Here is a 16322-nt window from a genome sequence, read left to right on the forward strand (position 1 = left end):
GCTCAGGGCGCCTTGAAGGCCGCGGCGACCACTGCGCCGTCATGCAGCAGGATATCCGACCAGCGGCCATTGTCGGTGAACCGTTCATAGGCGGTAATGAACACGGTGTCGCGTTCCAGCTGTTCGATCTTTGCGCCGCAGGGCGCGCTGCGTTTCACCTTGCAGACCGAGGATTTCACCTTTTCATAGGCTTCATCCGTGCCGCTATAGGGGTACGTCTTGGACGGTCGGCCATAGCGCAGTTTTTCATGCATGCTGGGCGCGCCGAACATCGCCAGTGCGGCGGTGAACTGGCGCGGGCAGCCATCCGCGAAACCGGTCACGTAGAAACTGCGCGGGCCAGTGCTTTCCGGGGCGCTGTCGATCAGCGTGTAGGCACCCAGCCTTCCGGCCTTGGCGATCTCTCGGCCCATTGGTTTGTGCCGCGCTTCGCAGGCGCGGGCGACACGGCCAAACGGCAAAGTTTCGCCGTAGCGGACCTCTGGCAGTTCGATTTCATGGCGCTGCGCCCGTGTGGTGCGGTCCCCGGCGAGCAAACCACCAAGGAATCCGCCGGAGCGTTGGGGCCCATCTGTTTGCGCGTCTGTTTGCGGCTGGGCCGTGACCGGTTCGGAAGGCGCCGCGTCTGTGGCGACGTCGCCTTGCAGGCTGGCCAGTTCGGTGTCGGGTGCCGGGTCCGGCGTCACGTCGTCAGGGACGGAACCGCCCGTGGCGCGGCGCACGAGCCAACCCGCCACACCCCGCGTGGCGGAGCGTTCCGGGACAGCCTCCGCGCCGTTATGCGTGGCAAGAATGGCGGTGGATTCCCCTGACGTGTCAGTGGCTTGCGGTGCGGTGTTCACCTCCGCTTCGTCCGCGCGGGCCGTTGCCTCTGCCGGGCGCCCCGGGATCAGACGGCGCAGCAGACCGCCTTCGGCTTGGACATCATCGGCAGAGGCCAGCGCACCGCGCACGGGCTGATCCTCGGCCAGCTTCACGTCAGACAGTTTCTCAACCCGCGCCAGCGGGTCAGCACATCCGGCGAGAACGGCGAGGCCCACCGTCAGAAGCACAGCATTTTTCAATGAACCCAAGTCCCTGCGTCTTTTTGTTGAAGAACCTTAACAAAAAGTAAACGACAGGTCTACGCCCCGGCGCGCAGGCGGGACGCTGCGTCAGGATACGGCGCTTATATGTCTTGCACGTCCACCACGCCGTTCAGCGATTTGATCGCGCCCTTGATTTGCGGTGTCACCGGAAATTCTTCGCCCAAGGTCATTTCGACCTCGCCCAGATCCCCGGCCATGACGCAGAACTGCACAGGGCCCTTCGCGGCGCGGGCGACGGCTTCGCGCGCACCGGCCAGCACCGATTGGACAGACGCGACCGCGCGGGCTTCGTCGATGAAAACCTTCAGCCCCATTCCGCCGACATCGGCCACCACCCCGTCAATCGGCGCGACGGAACGGCCCAGCAGTTTCAACTGATCGGATTCCATTGTCGCCTCGACCGTGACGACGACTTGCGCGCCGGTGGTCAGGTGATCCTGCGCGGCCTCCAACGTGTCAGAGAACAGCGTGACCTCATAGGCCCCCGACGGGTCCGACAACTGGCAGAAGGCAAAACGGTTGCCGCGCGCGGATTTGCGGATTTGCAGGCCGGACACGACGCCGGCGATCTTGGCCACCAGCGGACTGCGTTCGGCTTTCTGGTGGATTTCCTCCAGCGTTTTGACGTCCTTGCGGCGCAACGCTGCCATGTAATCGTCCAGCGGGTGCCCCGACAGGTAAAAGCCAACCGCCTTGAATTCTTCGGACAGGCGTTCAGCGGGCAGCCAATCCTGCACTGGCGACAAGCGCGGCTCTGGCAGGTCGTCGCCCGCATCGCCGAACAGCGATACCTGATTGGAGTTCTTCTGGTCGTGGATCGCTGCCGAATAGGCCACCAGCGGATCAAGGCTGTCAAAGACACGTCGCCGGTTCGGGTCGAGCACGTCAAACGCCCCGGCGCGCGCCAGCATCTCCAGCGGGCGTTTGCCCACGCGCTTGAGGTCCACGCGCCGAGCCACGTCAAAGAGATTGACGAAAGGCTTGTCCCCGCGTCCTTCGGTGATCAGCTTCATTGCCTCCACACCGACATTCTTCAAAGCGCCCAGCCCATAGATCAGAACGCCGTCCTGCACGTCGAACACGGCTTCGGACCGGTTCACGCAAGGTGGCGCCCAAGGCAGTTTCAGCCCCTTCTTCACCTCTTCGAAGTAAACGCCCAGCTTGTCCGTCAGGTGGATATCGCAGTTCATGACCCCGGCCATGAATTCCACCGGGTGGTTCGCCTTGAGCCACCCTGTCTGGTAGCTCACCACCGCGTAGGCGGCCGCGTGCGATTTGTTGAAGCCGTAATTGGCGAATTTCTCAAGCAGGTCAAAAACTTCGGAGGCTTTCTTCGCGTCGACCCCGTTTTCCGCCGCACCCTTTTCGAATTTGGGGCGTTCGGCGTCCATCGCCTCTTTGATCTTTTTACCCATCGCGCGGCGCAGCAGGTCCGCGCCGCCAAGGCTGTAACCCGCCATGACCTGCGCGATCTGCATCACCTGTTCCTGATAAACGATGATGCCTTGGGTTTCTTCAAGGATGTGGTCGATCAGCGGGTGAACCGACGTGATCTCGCGCTGGCCGTTCTTGACCTCGCAATAGGTCGGGATGTTTTCCATCGGACCGGGACGATACAGCGCCACAAGCGCCACGATGTCCTCGATACAGGTCGGCTTCATCCGCTTGAGCGCGTCGATCATGCCAGAGCTTTCCACCTGGAACACGGCGACGGTCTTGCCCGCGGCGTAAAGCTTATAGGTCGCCTCGTCATCCAGCGGGATTGCGTTGATCTGGTTTTCCGCCCCGTCGGCGGGTTCGTAAAGCTGCGTGCCATCGGCAGCGATGTGAAGCTGCCGCCCGCCCTTCAGGATCAGGTCGACCGCGTTCTGGATCACCGTCAGGGTCTTGAGGCCAAGGAAGTCGAACTTCACAAGCCCGGCCTGTTCGACCCATTTCATGTTGAACTGGGTGGCGGGCATGTCGGATCGCGGATCCTGGTACAGCGGCACCAGCGCGTCCAGCGGCCGGTCGCCGATCACGACACCCGCCGCGTGGGTCGAGGCGTTGCGCAACAGCCCTTCGACCTGCTGGCCATAGGTCAGAAGCCGGTCCACGACCTCTTCGTTGCGGGCCTCTTCGCGCAGGCGCGGTTCATCCTGCAACGCCTTGTGGATGGAGACAGGCTTCACCCCCTCCACCGGGATCAGCTTCGACAGACGGTCGACCTGACCATAAGGCATTTGCAGAACGCGCCCGATATCGCGCACCGCCGCTTTCGACAAAAGCGCACCGAAGGTGATGATCTGCCCCACCTTGTCGCGTCCGTATTTCTGCTGAACATAGCGGATCACTTCCTCGCGGCGGTCCATGCAGAAGTCGATATCGAAGTCGGGCATGGACACCCGTTCGGGGTTCAGGAACCGTTCGAACAGCAGCGCATAGCGGAGCGGATCAAGGTCGGTGATCGTCAAGGCATACGCCACAAGGCTGCCCGCACCAGACCCCCGCCCCGGCCCGACCGGGATATTGTGATCCTTGGCCCATTGGATGAAGTCGGCAACGATCAGGAAGTAGCCCGGAAACCCCATCCCTTCGATGATGCCCAGTTCGAAATCGAGCCGTTCCTGGTATTCTTCCACGCTGACCGCATGGGGGATCACGGCCAGCCGGGCCTGTAGCCCTTCATTCGCCATGCGGCGCAGTTCGGCGACCTCGTCATCGGCGAATTTGGGCAGGATCGGATCGCGGCGATAGGTCATGAAGGCGCAGCGCTGCGCAATCTCAACCGTGTTCTCGATCGCTTCGGGCAGATCCGCGAACAGGGTAATCATCTCTGCCGGGGTCTTGAAATAGTGCTGGTTGGTCAGGCGGCGGCGCGGCTCTTGCTGGTCGACATAAGCCCCTTCCGAGATACAGATCAGCGCGTCATGCGCCTCGTACATCTTGGCGTCCGGGAAATAGACGTCATTGGTCGCGACCAGCGGCAGGTTCATCGCATAAGCGATCTCCACATGGCCGCGTTCGGTCAGTTTCTCGGCCTCGGGCTGGCCGTTTTCGCCCGGATGGCGCTGAAGCTCGATATAAAGCCGGTCTGGGAAGGCCGCGCCAAGCCGCGTCACAAGCGCCTCGGCCTTGGCGCGTTGCCCGGCTTGCAGCCATTGCCCGACCGGACCTTCGGGGCCACCTGTCAGGCAGATGATGCCGCCTGAATATTGCTCCAACTCCTCCAGCGTGACCTGTGGCAACTGCCCGCCCTTGTCGACATAGAGACAGGAGTTGAGCTTCATCAGGTTTTCATACCCGGCCTCGGACTGCGCCAGCAGAACCACCGCCGCCGGGTCGCGCTGTTTCTCGCCCGGTTCCGGCTGGTGATAGGCCAGATCGACCTGACAGCCGATGATCGGCTGGATGCCCGCGCCCGACAGCGTGACAGAATATTCCAGCGCGGCGAACATGTTGTTCGTATCGGTCAGCGCCAAAGCGGGCATCCCCATCTGGCGGCACAGGTCGGGCAGCTTTTTCAGCCGCAGCGCGCCTTCCAGCAGGGAGTATTCGGTATGGGTGCGAAGATGGATGAATCGGGCAGCACTGGTCATGCCGGGACCATAGCTGCGGCAGGGCGTCCATACCAGCCCGCGCATGTTGCCCAAGGCGGCGCAGCGGTCTAATCTGCGCCCCGGCTTGAGGGAGGCATACAGCATGGAAAAAGTGGGCGAGTTCTGGGTTCCGTCCAAAGATGTGCGCGGCACACGGAACCGCAACAAGGTGGCGCGTGATTTCGCCGATGGCAGAGGCCGCGTCGGCCCCATCGAAAGCGCGATCGAAACCATCAAGAAAACTGCGCCGGAGCTGGACCTTGCCAATATGTCCGCCTTCGATGGCGGGGCGAATGTCGGTTCCTATACGCGCGTGATGGCCGCGCATTTCGGCACCGTCATCAGCTTGGAACCTGCGCCCGACACCTTTGCCTGCCTTGAAGCGAATGTGCATGACTGGGGTCTGTTGCCGCGGGTCATTCCCTATATGGCAGCCGTGGGCGACCAACGCGACTATATCAGCATGGGCCGGGCATGGGGGCGGCGGTCGATTACCAGCAAGATCAACGGCAAGGGCAATATTCCCGCCGTCCCGCTTGATGCGTTCGGGCGCAGCGATGTCGCGCTGATCAAACTGGATATCGAAGGGTATGAGGAAAAAGCCCTGATCGGCGCGCAGCAGACCATCGAAACATGCCGTCCCTTCATCATGATGGAGGTGAAAGAGGACGAGCCGGGAGACCCCCTTGCGGCGCATCGTCGTCTCTTGTCGATGGGCTACAAGGACATCCATCACGACGGGATCAACTGGCTGTATCAACCCGAGGGCTAAATGCGCCGCACGGCGATGGGTCGCAGCGCGGATTCACTTAGCACATCAGCTAAGTGTCTTGACAATGCGCCCTCACGCGCCGAAACTTAGCTTCATGGCTAACCAACTCGATTCCATATTCTCCGCACTCTCTGACCCGACGCGGCGCGCCGTGGTCGAGGCCCTGACCAAAGGCCCCGCGACGGTCGGTGATCTGCACGCAGCCCATGACATCGCCCTGCCGACCTTCATGCGCCATCTGGGCGTGCTGGAGCGCAGCGGGCTTGTCCAATCCGAAAAGAAAGGCCGCGTGCGCGTCGTCCATATCGAAGCCGCTCCGCTTGCGGTCATCGAAGACTGGCTGACCCGGCACAAGGCGATGTGGGAAGCACGGCTTGACCGGTTGGAGCAGCTTGCCACGCAGCTTGAGGCCTCGGGCGACCCGCCCCCCCCCGAAAAAGGAACGGACACATGACCACCGACACCCACCAATTCGATCTGCACCGCAGCCTGCCCGTCCCGCCGGAACGGCTATGGCAATTGCTGACGGACGCCAAACTGCGCGAGCAGTGGGGCGCGCCCAGCGAAGGCACGGTGTTGACCGTCATTACCAGCGATCTGCGCGTCGGCGCAGAGGAACGCCATCGATGCGGCCCCGCCGATGCCCCGGAATTCGAGGTCACGACGCGCTGGTATCGGCTGGATGCGCCGCACGATGCGGTCTTTACCGAAACCGTACATGTCGCCGGGGAAACCATCGCCACAAGCCTTGTGACCTACCGGGTTTCGCCCGAAGCGGGCGGCGCACGGCTATCGGTTACCGTGGCGGTGTCCTCTTTCGTCGGACCGGAGGCCGGGGCCGAGTTCCACAGCGGATGGGAGGCGGGCCTGAACAATCTGGCGGCGCTTGCTGCCCGCGCGCCCGCGTGACGCGACTGACCCCCTTGCCAACCCCGCCCCTCGCCCGCTAGCTTTCGGAAGTTCTACCGCCCGCGCCCTGTCTACGCCGCATCGGCAAGGCGCTTTTCCCTTCGGGCATCGGTAACGCGGCGAGGCGCGACATGAATATCAGGTTTCTTCTCAATGGAGAGACCGTGGAGACCACAGTGACCGACCCAACGGTCACTTTGCTTGACTGGCTCCGCGAGACACGTGGCCTCACCGGCACCAAGGAAGGCTGCAACGAAGGCGATTGCGGCGCGTGTTCGGTGATGGTGACATCTGAAGACGGCGCAGAGCCGCTGAACGCATGTATTCTGTTCCTGCCGCAACTGAACGGCAAAGCTGTGCGCACGGTCGAGGGGATCGCCGCACCCGGCGGCGCATTGCATCCAGTTCAGCAGGCGATGATCGACCATCACGGTTCGCAATGCGGCTTTTGCACGCCCGGCTTTATCACCACGATGGCCTGCAACCACCTGAATGGCGGCACCGACCATGCAGTTGCGCTGGCGGGCAATTTGTGTCGCTGCACCGGCTATGCCCCGATCCTGCGCGCCGCCCGCGCGGCGGAGGGCGCCGTTGTGCCGGAGCATATGCGTGACACGCCGCCCGCGCCGATCACGGGCCAAGACGCAGGCACCGGTGCTGGCCCGGCTGCCGTTCAGCCGCAAAGCGCGGCGGAACTTGCAGCATGGTATCTGGACCATCCGGAGGCCACGCTGATCGCCGGGGCGACGGATGTCGGGCTTTGGGTGACCAAGCAACACCGCGATCTTGGCCAGATCGCGTTTCTGAACCGCTGCGCCGATCTCAAAGGCATCCGCGAAGAGCAAAACAGTATCCATATCGGGGCGATGACCACGCTGGCCGATCTGGAGCCGGTGATGGAGGCGCATCACCCCTCTTTCGCGGCCATGATCCGACGCTACGGGTCTGCGCAGGTGCGCGCCGCCGCGACAATCGGCGGCAATATCGCCAACGGATCACCCATCGGGGATGGCCCGCCCGCGCTGATGGCGCTGGACGCGATTTTGCACTTGCGACGCGGCGACACGCGGCGGCACCTGCCGCTGGCCTCGTTCTTTCTGGACTACGCCAAACAGGACCGCGCGCCCGGCGAATTTGTCGAGGCGGTGAGCATCCCCAAGACCGGCGCTGACCGGCTGAAATGCTATAAACTGTCAAAGCGCTTCGATCAGGATATCTCGGCCGTGTGTGGCTGCATTTGGATCGAAACCGTGGGGGGCAAGATCACCGTTGCGCGGCTGGCCTTTGGCGGGCTGGCCGGAATTCCGGCGCGCGCCGCTGCGGCGGAGGACACGCTGGTGGAGGCCGATTGGTCCGAGGCAACGATACGCCGCGCGATGGATGCGCTGCAAAACGATTTCACGCCGCTATCGGACATGCGCGCCTCGGCGGCCTATCGGCTGTCGAGCGCGCAGAACATGCTGTGGCGCTATTGGCTGGAAGATCAGGGGCAAGACGTGCAGGTGCGGGCATGACCGTTGGAACCTCCCGCCCGCATGATTCCGCCCGGCTGCATGTCACCGGGGAGGCACGCTATGTCGATGATATCCCAACGCCCGCCGGAACGCTGCACCTTGCCTTCGGCCTGTCGCAAACCGCCGCCGGGCAGCTTGAAGGGCTGGACCTTGACGCCGTGCGGGCTGCGCCCGGTGTAGTCGCGGTGCTGACCCATGCCGATCTCAAACGTCCTGCCGATTGCAGCCCCTCTGCCCATGATGAGCCGCTGCTATGTGACGGCGCGGTTCATTACCTTGGCCAGCCGCTGTTTCTTGTGATCGCGGACACGCATGTGAACGCGCGCCGGGCTGCACGTCTGGGCAAGGCGCAGATCGCGGAAACCACGCCGATCCTGACCATCGACGAGGCACTGGCGCAGGGCAGCCGGTTCGAAGAAGGCCCGCGCATCTATCAAACCGGCGATGCCGGCACCGCGATCGCGGCCGCGCCGCACCGGCTCGAGGCCAGCTTCGATATTGGCGGGCAAGAGCATTTCTATCTTGAAGGGCAAGCCGCTCTGGTCCTGCCGACGGAAGATGGCGGCGCGCAGGTCCATTCCTCGACCCAGCATCCGACAGAAATTCAGCACAAGGTGGCCGACGCGCTTGGGGTGCCGATGCATGCGGTACGCGTCGAAACGCGCCGCATGGGTGGCGGGTTCGGCGGCAAGGAAAGTCAGGGCAACCATCTGGCCATTGCCTGCGCCGTTGCGGCAGAGGCGACGGGCCGCCCCTGCAAGATGCGCTATGACCGGGACGATGATTTCCTGATCACCGGCAAACGGCATGATTTCCGCATCGACTATACCTGCGGCTTTGACGAGACCGGGCGCATCCTTGGCCTGGACTTCGTGCAATATACCCGCTGCGGCTGGTCGATGGACCTGTCCCTGCCGGTGGCCGACCGGGCCATGCTCCATGCGGGCAATGCCTATCACCTTGAAAACATGCGCGTCGAATCGCACCGGCTGCGCACCAACACGCAAAGCGCCACCGCCTTTCGCGGCTTTGGCGGCCCGCAAGGCGTCATTGGCATGGAACGTGTCATCGATCACGTCGCCCATCATCTTGGCCTTGATCCTATAGAAGTCCGGCGGCGGAATTTCTATGCCCCGGACGGGGAAAACGGCGCAGCGGACCAGACAACGCATTACGGCCAACCCGTGCAGGGTTTCTTGCTGCATGAGATGACCGATCAATTGCTGGCCAGCGCCGATTATGCCCAGCGCCGCGAAGACGTGCGCCAGTTCAACGACATAAGCCCCGTGCTGAAACGCGGTCTGGCCTATGCGCCCGTGATGTTCGGTATTTCCTTCACGCTGACGCATCTCAATCAGGCGGGCGCGTTGGTGCATGTTTATATGGATGGCTCTGTCCATCTGAACCATGGCGGCACCGAGATGGGACAGGGGCTGAACCAGAAGGTCGCGCAAGTCGCCGCCGCCCGGTTCGGCATCCCGCTGGAGTCGGTGAAAATCACCGCGACCGATACCGGCAAGGTGCCCAACACATCCGCCACAGCGGCGTCCTCCGGTTCGGATCTGAATGGCATGGCGGTGCAGGTCGCCTGCGACGAAATCCGCGACCGGCTCAGCCGCCTGCTTGCCGAAAAGCACCAATGCACCCCGGCGCAGGTCACCTTTGCCGGTGGCAAAGTCACCACGCCCGGCGCTGAATACAGCTTTGCCGAGGTGGCCCATCTGGCCTGGACCGAACGGGTCAGCCTTTCTGCGACCGGCTTTTACAAGACGCCCGACATCAAATGGGATCGGATCAAGGGGCAAGGCCACCCGTTCTTCTACTACGCCTATGGCTGTGCCCTGTCCGAAGTGCTGCTTGATACGCTGACGGGCGAATACCGCCTGACCCGCGTCGACATCCTGCATGATGCGGGCGCGTCGCTGAACCCGGCGCTGGATATCGGCCAGATCGAAGGCGGATATGTACAGGGGGCCGGGTGGCTGACGACCGAGGAACTGGTTTGGGACGCACGCGGCGCTTTGCGCACCCATGCCCCATCCACCTACAAGATCCCCGGCTTTGGCGACCAGCCCGATATCTTCAACGTGGCGCTGTTCGATGCAGGCAACCGGGCGGACACGGTCTATCGCTCCAAGGCGGTGGGCGAGCCGCCATTGATGCTGGGCATTTCCGCCTTTCTTGCGTTGTCCGATGCGGCGGCAAGCTGCGGCGCGCGCTATCCACGCCTCAGCGCCCCGGCGACTCCAGAAGAGCTGTGCCGCGCCATCGCCCGGACCCGCGCGTGAGCGCCCTAATCACCGTCACGATCACTGAAACGCGCGGCTCCACCCCGCGTGAGGTCGGCACATCCATGTCTGTCGGGTGCGCGGCCCAAAGCGGCACGATAGGCGGCGGCGCGCTGGAATGGGAGGCGACCCGCATCGCCCGCGAGATGCTGGCGGACGGCCAAACCCATGCCATCCGGACCTTTCCGCTGGGCCCCGATCTGGGCCAATGCTGCGGCGGTGTCGTGACGCTGGAATTCCGCGCCGAAGCGGCCCCAGCCCAGCCCCCCGGCGCACCGCTATGGATCTGGGGCGCGGGCCATGTGGGGCGCGCCGTGCTGGGGGTTCTTGCCCCCCTGCCCGATTTCGCGATCACGCTGGTGGATACTGCGCCCGGACGCTTGCCCGATGATCTGCCGCAGACCGCGGCCCCGCTGGTCGCCGTCGATCCCCCCGCCGCCGTGCCCCATGCACCGAAGGCCGCGCACCACATCATCGTGACCTACAGCCATGATATCGACCTCAAACTCTGCGACGCCCTGCTGCGGCATGTATTTGCTTCTGCGGGTCTGATCGGCTCCGCCAGCAAATGGGCCCGCTTCCGCAGGCGGCTTGGCGCGCTCGGTCATTCAGACGCCGAAATCAGCCGCATAACCTGCCCAATCGGCGATCCGAGCCTTGGCAAACACCCGCAAGCCATTGCCCTTGGTGTCGCGGCTTCGCTACTAAAGACGCGAACAGCAGGGAACGGCACCGCATGACCACACCGCTCATCCGACTTGACGGTCTGACCAAAGCCTATCCGGGTGTGCGTGCCAATGACGACGTTTCACTGGAAATCGCCCCGTCGGAAATCCACGCGCTTCTAGGCGAAAACGGCGCGGGCAAGTCGACGCTGGTCAAGATGATCTACGGGCTGGTCAAACCCGATTCCGGCAACATGACGCTCGCCGGGGCCGCCTATGACCCGCAAGAGCCGCGCGCCGCACGCGCCGCCGGGGTCGCCATGGTGTTCCAGCATTTTTCGCTCTTCGACGCGCTCAGCGTGGCGGAAAACGTTGCCTTGGGTATGGAAGACCCGCCAGCGATGCGCGATCTGTCCCAGCGCATCAAGGACGTGTCGGAAACCTACGGTCTGCCGCTCAACCCGTCGCGGCGAGTGGGCGATCTGTCCGCCGGGGAACGTCAACGTGTCGAAATCATCCGCTGCCTGCTACAAGACCCCAAACTGCTGATCATGGACGAGCCGACCTCGGTCCTGACGCCGCAAGAGGTTGAAATCCTGTTCCAGACCCTGCGCAAACTCAGCGCCGAAGGGACAGCGATCCTTTATATTTCCCACAAGCTCGAAGAAATCCGCACGCTGTGCAACAGCGCGACGATCCTGCGCGGCGGCAAGGTGGTGGGCAAGTGTAACCCACGCGACGCCACGGCGCGTGAAATGGCCGAACTGATGGTGGGCAAAGGCCTCTCCGTCCCCGCGCGGTCGGGCAAAAGCCACGGGCTGGTCGCCCTGGAGCTGGAACGGCTGTCGATGCCCGCCCCATCGAATTTCGGCATGCCCCTGCGCGACATCTCCCTGCAAGTGCGCAGCGGCGAGGTCATGGGCATCGGCGGCGTCGCGGGCAACGGACAAGACGAATTACTGCAGGCCCTGTCCGGTGAAACCCGTGCGCCCGGCAAACGGATCTGGCTCTTTGGCGAAGACATCGGCGCGCGCGGTCCCCGGTCGCGGCGGGCCAAAGGCCTGCTTTGCGCTCCCGAAGAACGGCTGGGGCATGCGGCCGCGCCAAACATGACCCTGACGGAAAACGCGATGCTCACCGGCTCGCTCAGACGGGGGCTCGAACGCAACGGCTTTCTCGACTGGCGCGCGGCCCGCAACTTCGCGGAAGAGATCATCGCCCGCTTCGATGTGCGCACCCCCGGCCCCAACAACGCCGCACGTGCCCTGTCCGGCGGCAACCTGCAAAAATTCGTGGTGGGGCGCGAAGTCCTGCAAGACCCGAAAGTGCTCGTCGTCAACCAACCTACATGGGGCGTCGACGCCGCAGCCGCAGCCGCCATCCGCCAGGCACTGCTGGACCTCGCAGCCGCTGGCGGCACGGTCATCGTCATCAGCCAGGATCTGGATGAACTCATGGAAATCTCCGACCGGTTTGCCGCACTGAACGAAGGCCGGCTGTCCGATCCGCGCGACACCGCTGGCCTGACGATCGAAGAAATCGGCCTGATGCTCGGCGGTGCCCACGGAATGGAGGTCGCGCATGTCTGACACATCCCAAATCGCCGCCGCCTGCGAAAAGCCACCATTCCGGTCTTCGCCTGTTTCCAAATACTTTCGGGGAGAGTTTGAGAGGGGCAGACAGCCCCTCTCATCACGCGGCCCGAAGGGGCGCAAAACCATCGCGTGCGACCCGCAGGGGCGCGCCGCTATGCAGGAGGCCGCATGATCCGGCTTGTCAAACGCCCCCAGCCCTCCGCCGCGTGGTCCTACGGTGCTCCGCTTCTGGCGGTACTGGCCACCATTCTGGCGGGCGGGCTTCTGTTCTTCTTTCTGGGCAAGAACCCAGGCGAGGCGATCGCCACGATCTTCTGGGAACCTCTGTTTGGCGAATTCGCCTTTTTCTATCGCCCGCAACTGCTGATCAAGGGCGCGCCGCTGGTGCTGATCGCCATCGGCCTGTCGCTTGGGTTCAAGGCCGGCATCTGGAATATCGGGGCCGAGGGCCAGTATATCATCGGCGCGCTGTGCGGCGCCGGGGTGGCGCTGGCGATGTACCCGCTGAACGTCTTCTGGCTCTTCCCGGCGATGGTGCTGGCGGGCGCGCTGGGTGGCTGGGCGTGGGCGATGATCCCGGCCCTGCTCAAGACGCGGTTCGGCACGAATGAAATCCTGGTGTCCCTGATGCTGGTCTATGTGGCGGAGCAATTCCTTGCCTCCATGAGCCTTGGCCTGATGAAGAACCCCGAAGGCTTCGGCTTTCCCGGCTCGCGCAACCTGCAACAGTATCCCGCCGCCCATAATGCCGAGATTATCGCCAATACCGGTCTGCATTGGGGCGTGCTTGCCGCGCTCATTTCGGTGATTTTCGCCTATGTCCTGCTGACCCGTCATCGTCTGGGCTTTTCGATCCGCGTCACTGGCGACGCCCCGCGCGCGGCCACGTTCTCGGGCGTGTCGCCCAAGCGGTTGGTGATCTTCTGCCTTGGCACCTCGGGGGCGCTGGCCGGGCTGGCGGGCCTGTTCGAAGTCGCCGGACCCGCCGGGCAGGTGACGATTGATTTCAACGTGGGCTACGGCTTTACCGCGATCATTGTCGCCTTTCTCGGACGGCTGCACCCCGTGGGCATCCTGCTGGCGGGAGGGCTGATGGCGCTGACCTATATCGGCGGCGACATTGCGCAAAGCCAGCTTGGCCTGCCCGCCGCCGCGATCCAGATCTTTCAGGGCATGCTGCTGTTCTTCCTGCTCGCGATTGACGTGTTTACAAATTACCGGCTTCAGATCGGCCGACAGGAGGCCGCGTAATGGACCTGAGCGCAATCAACCCGGTCTTGCTGCTGGCCGCACTGCTGGCGGCGGCGACGCCGATCCTGCTGGCCGCTACCGGGGAACTCATCGCCGAGAAGGCCGGCGTGCTGAACCTTGGCGTCGAAGGGATGATGATCACCGGCGCGATCTGCGGTTTTGCCACAGCGGTCGAAACGGGCTCCCCCCTGCTGGGCTTCGCGGCGGCGGCGGTGGGCGGGGCGGCATTGTCGCTGCTTTTCGCCTTTCTCACGCAGGTGGCGTTGGCCAACCAAGTGGCGTCCGGGCTTGCGCTGACACTCTTTGGTCTGGGCCTCTCTGCGCTGCTTGGGCAATCTTACGTGGGGGTCAAACCACCCCGGATGGAGGATGTGAATTTCGGCCCCCTTGCGGACATTCCGCTGATCGGTCGGATCTTCTTCCAACACGATCTTGTCCTCTATCTGGGTGTCGTTCTGGTCGCGTCTGTCTGGGCGTTTTTGAAATACACGCGCTCTGGCCTGATCCTGAAAGCGGTGGGCGAAAACCACGATGCGGCCCATGCGCTTGGCTACAAGGTCGTGCGCATCCGCACGCTGGCGATCATGTTTGGCGGGGCCTGCGCCGGTGCGGGCGGGGCCTATATCTCGCTCGTTCGGGTGCCGCAGTGGACCGAGGGCATGACCGCCGGGGTTGGCTGGATCGCACTCGCCCTTGTGGTGTTCGCCAGTTGGAAACCGTGGCGGGTTTTGCTAGGTGCCTATTTGTTCGGCGGCATCACCCAGTTGCAGCTAAATCTGCAAGGCGCAGGCGTTGCTATTCCGGTCGAGTATCTGGCAATGTCGCCCTACATCATCACCATCGTGGTGCTGGTCCTTCTTTCCGCGGACAAGGCGCAGGCGCCTGCCTCTCTTGGCCGCACGTTCCATGCCTCACAGTAGAGGCCAATAACCGGGGGGTAATTCCACTCATGAAAATCACGCAACTTCTTGCTACGGCTGCCGTGGCTCTGGGCCTTGCGAGCACCGCAATGGCACAGGACAAGACCAAGGTCGGCTTCGTCTATGTCGGCCCTGTGGGCGATGGCGGCTGGACCTATGAACACGATCAGGGCCGCCTTGCAGTGGTCGAGCATTTCGGCGACGCGGTCGAAACCGTCTTTGTCGAGAACGTCGCCGAAGGCCCGGACAGCGAACGAGTGATGACGCAGATGGCGCTGGACGGTGCCGACCTGATCTTCACCACATCCTTCGGCTACATGGACCCGACGATCAACGTGGCCGCCAAGTTCCCGAATGTGAAATTTGAACATGCGACCGGCTACAAGCGCGCCGACAACGTGTCGACCTATTCCGCCCGCTTCTACGAAGGCCGTGCGGTTCAGGGCCATATCGCGGGCAAGATGACCGAAAGCAACATCATCGGTTATATCGGCTCCTACCCGATCCCCGAAGTGATCCGCGGCATCAACTCGGCCTATATCCACGCCAAGAAGGTGAACCCGGATGTCGAGTTCAAGATCGTCTGGGCCTACACATGGTTCGATCCGGCGAAAGAAGCGGACGCGGCCAAGGTGCTGATCGATCAGGGCGCGGACGTGGTTCTGCAACACACCGACTCCACCGCGCCGCAAGCGGCCGCACAGGAAGCGGGCAACGTCATCACCTTCGGTCAGGCCTCTGACATGGCGGAATACGCACCCAAGCCGCGCGTGTCCTCCATCATCGACAACTGGGCGCCCTACTACATCGCCCGGACCCAGGCCGTGATCGATGGCACCTGGGAAAGCATGGACACATGGGACGGGATCGGCCCGGGCATGGTCGGCATCGGCGAGATCACGGACGCGGTTCCCGCTGACGTGAAGGCCGAAGCGATCGCCCTGCGTGACGCCATCGCTTCTGGTGAGTACCACCCCTTCACCGGCCCGCTGAAAAAGCAGGATGGCTCCGACTGGCTGGCAGAAGGCGAAGTGGCCGATGACGGCACGCTGGCAGGCATGAACTTCTATGTCGAAGGTCTGGACGGCGAAATCCCGCAATAAGCCCTGACCCGGCAACAGATCAGGAGGCCCCGGCGATTGTTCGGGGCCTTTTCTTTTGCGCCTATGCGCCCTGCCAGCGGCGCGGCACCAATCAGGCCGCGACCGGTGCGCCCATTGCCGGTGCCCAACCGCGACGCAGCCCTGCCGGAATATCGGCATGGGACAGAACGCCCACGACTTTCCGCCCCATATCCAGCACCGGCAAATGGCTGAAGCCACCCGCCTGCATCCGTTCGGACGCCTCTGCAATCGACCCGTTGGTCTGAATATAGACCACCTGCCGCGTCATCACCTGTGCGACCTTTGCCGTGCCGAACCCACCGCGTTGCGACGCGTGCCTCAGGATGTCCCGCTCGGTGATGATGCCGTGCAAGTCACCGTCTTCCAGCACGACAAGCGCACCGGTGCGGTGGACCGAAATATGGTCGCAAGCATCTTCCAAAGTCGCGGCTGGCGGCACCCAGTAAAGCGGGCGTGCGCCGAGTATCCCCTTGATTGTCTGAATGACCAAAGCAATGCCCTCCGTTTCAATACAATCAAAATAGGTACGGACCGGGCATTTTTGAAGTCAGGAAACCCTGACCTTTTGGGGGCAGCGAGTGGGTCGCCGCCATGTCGCTTCGCCGTTGCCGTTGCGGC

General features: G+C 63.3%; 13 protein-coding genes. 10 read left to right on the forward strand and 3 right to left on the reverse strand.

The window, feature by feature from the left end; genetic code table 11:
• Positions 1 to 2: 2 nt before the first annotated feature.
• Both E4Z66_RS13510 and dnaE read right to left on the reverse strand, forming a co-directional pair.
• Positions 3 to 1064 (reverse strand): hypothetical protein, encoded by a 1062-nt coding sequence (locus E4Z66_RS13510; RefSeq protein ID WP_136463543.1) that lies wholly within the window; start codon positions 1062 to 1064, stop codon positions 3 to 5.
• 104 nt (positions 1065 to 1168) lie between these two features.
• A complete protein-coding gene (dnaE, locus tag E4Z66_RS13515) occupies positions 1169 to 4666 on the reverse strand; it encodes a DNA polymerase III subunit alpha (protein ID WP_136463544.1) in 3498 nt (1165 codons plus the stop codon).
• 103 nt (positions 4667 to 4769) lie between these two features.
• On the opposite strand from dnaE, the gene E4Z66_RS13520 reads away from it, so the two are divergent.
• From E4Z66_RS13520 to E4Z66_RS13565, 10 genes are all read left to right on the forward strand, one after another.
• Positions 4770 to 5438 carry an FkbM family methyltransferase gene (locus tag E4Z66_RS13520; protein WP_168797802.1) on the forward strand — a complete coding sequence of 223 codons (669 nt, stop codon included), beginning with the start codon at positions 4770 to 4772 and terminating at the stop codon, positions 5436 to 5438.
• A gap of 94 nt (positions 5439 to 5532) precedes the next feature.
• On the forward strand, positions 5533 to 5892 hold the full coding sequence (locus E4Z66_RS13525) for an ArsR/SmtB family transcription factor (RefSeq protein WP_136463546.1): 360 nt from the start codon (positions 5533 to 5535) through the stop codon (positions 5890 to 5892).
• On the forward strand, positions 5889 to 6347 hold the full coding sequence (locus tag E4Z66_RS13530) for an SRPBCC domain-containing protein (RefSeq protein WP_136463547.1): 459 nt from the start codon (positions 5889 to 5891) through the stop codon (positions 6345 to 6347). The genes E4Z66_RS13525 and E4Z66_RS13530 overlap by 4 nt, the downstream gene beginning before the upstream one ends.
• 131 nt (positions 6348 to 6478) lie before the next feature.
• The gene (gene xdhA, locus E4Z66_RS13535; protein ID WP_136463548.1) at positions 6479 to 7861 is read left to right on the forward strand and encodes a xanthine dehydrogenase small subunit; all 1383 of its coding nucleotides are present in this window, start codon (positions 6479 to 6481) and stop codon (positions 7859 to 7861) included.
• Complete coding sequence (xdhB, locus tag E4Z66_RS13540) at positions 7858 to 10149, forward strand: xanthine dehydrogenase molybdopterin binding subunit (protein WP_136463549.1); 2292 nt, start codon at positions 7858 to 7860, stop codon at positions 10147 to 10149. The genes xdhA and xdhB overlap by 4 nt, the downstream gene beginning before the upstream one ends.
• Complete coding sequence (gene xdhC, locus E4Z66_RS13545) at positions 10146 to 10889, forward strand: xanthine dehydrogenase accessory protein XdhC (RefSeq protein ID WP_136463550.1); 744 nt, start codon at positions 10146 to 10148, stop codon at positions 10887 to 10889. Before xdhB ends, xdhC begins: the two co-directional genes overlap by 4 nt.
• Positions 10886 to 12403 (forward strand): ABC transporter ATP-binding protein, encoded by a 1518-nt coding sequence (locus E4Z66_RS13550; protein WP_136463551.1) that lies wholly within the window; start codon positions 10886 to 10888, stop codon positions 12401 to 12403. The genes xdhC and E4Z66_RS13550 overlap by 4 nt, the downstream gene beginning before the upstream one ends.
• Positions 12404 to 12577: 174 nt before the next feature.
• Positions 12578 to 13660 (forward strand): ABC transporter permease, encoded by a 1083-nt coding sequence (locus tag E4Z66_RS13555; protein ID WP_136463552.1) that lies wholly within the window; start codon positions 12578 to 12580, stop codon positions 13658 to 13660.
• Complete coding sequence (locus tag E4Z66_RS13560) at positions 13660 to 14580, forward strand: ABC transporter permease (protein WP_136463553.1); 921 nt, start codon at positions 13660 to 13662, stop codon at positions 14578 to 14580. Before E4Z66_RS13555 ends, E4Z66_RS13560 begins: the two co-directional genes overlap by 1 nt.
• Before the next feature lie 29 nt (positions 14581 to 14609).
• The gene (locus tag E4Z66_RS13565) at positions 14610 to 15683 is read left to right on the forward strand and encodes a BMP family ABC transporter substrate-binding protein (protein ID WP_136463554.1); all 1074 of its coding nucleotides are present in this window, start codon (positions 14610 to 14612) and stop codon (positions 15681 to 15683) included.
• A 91-nt stretch (positions 15684 to 15774) separates the two neighbouring features.
• On the opposite strand, the gene E4Z66_RS13570 is transcribed toward E4Z66_RS13565, so the two are convergent.
• Entirely contained in the window at positions 15775 to 16194 is a 420-nt protein-coding gene (locus E4Z66_RS13570; protein ID WP_136463555.1) for a CBS domain-containing protein, read from the reverse strand.
• Positions 16195 to 16322: the final 128 nt, after the last annotated feature.

Source organism: Aliishimia ponticola (assembly GCF_004803475.1).
Lineage (GTDB): Bacteria > Pseudomonadota > Alphaproteobacteria > Rhodobacterales > Rhodobacteraceae > Aliishimia > Aliishimia ponticola.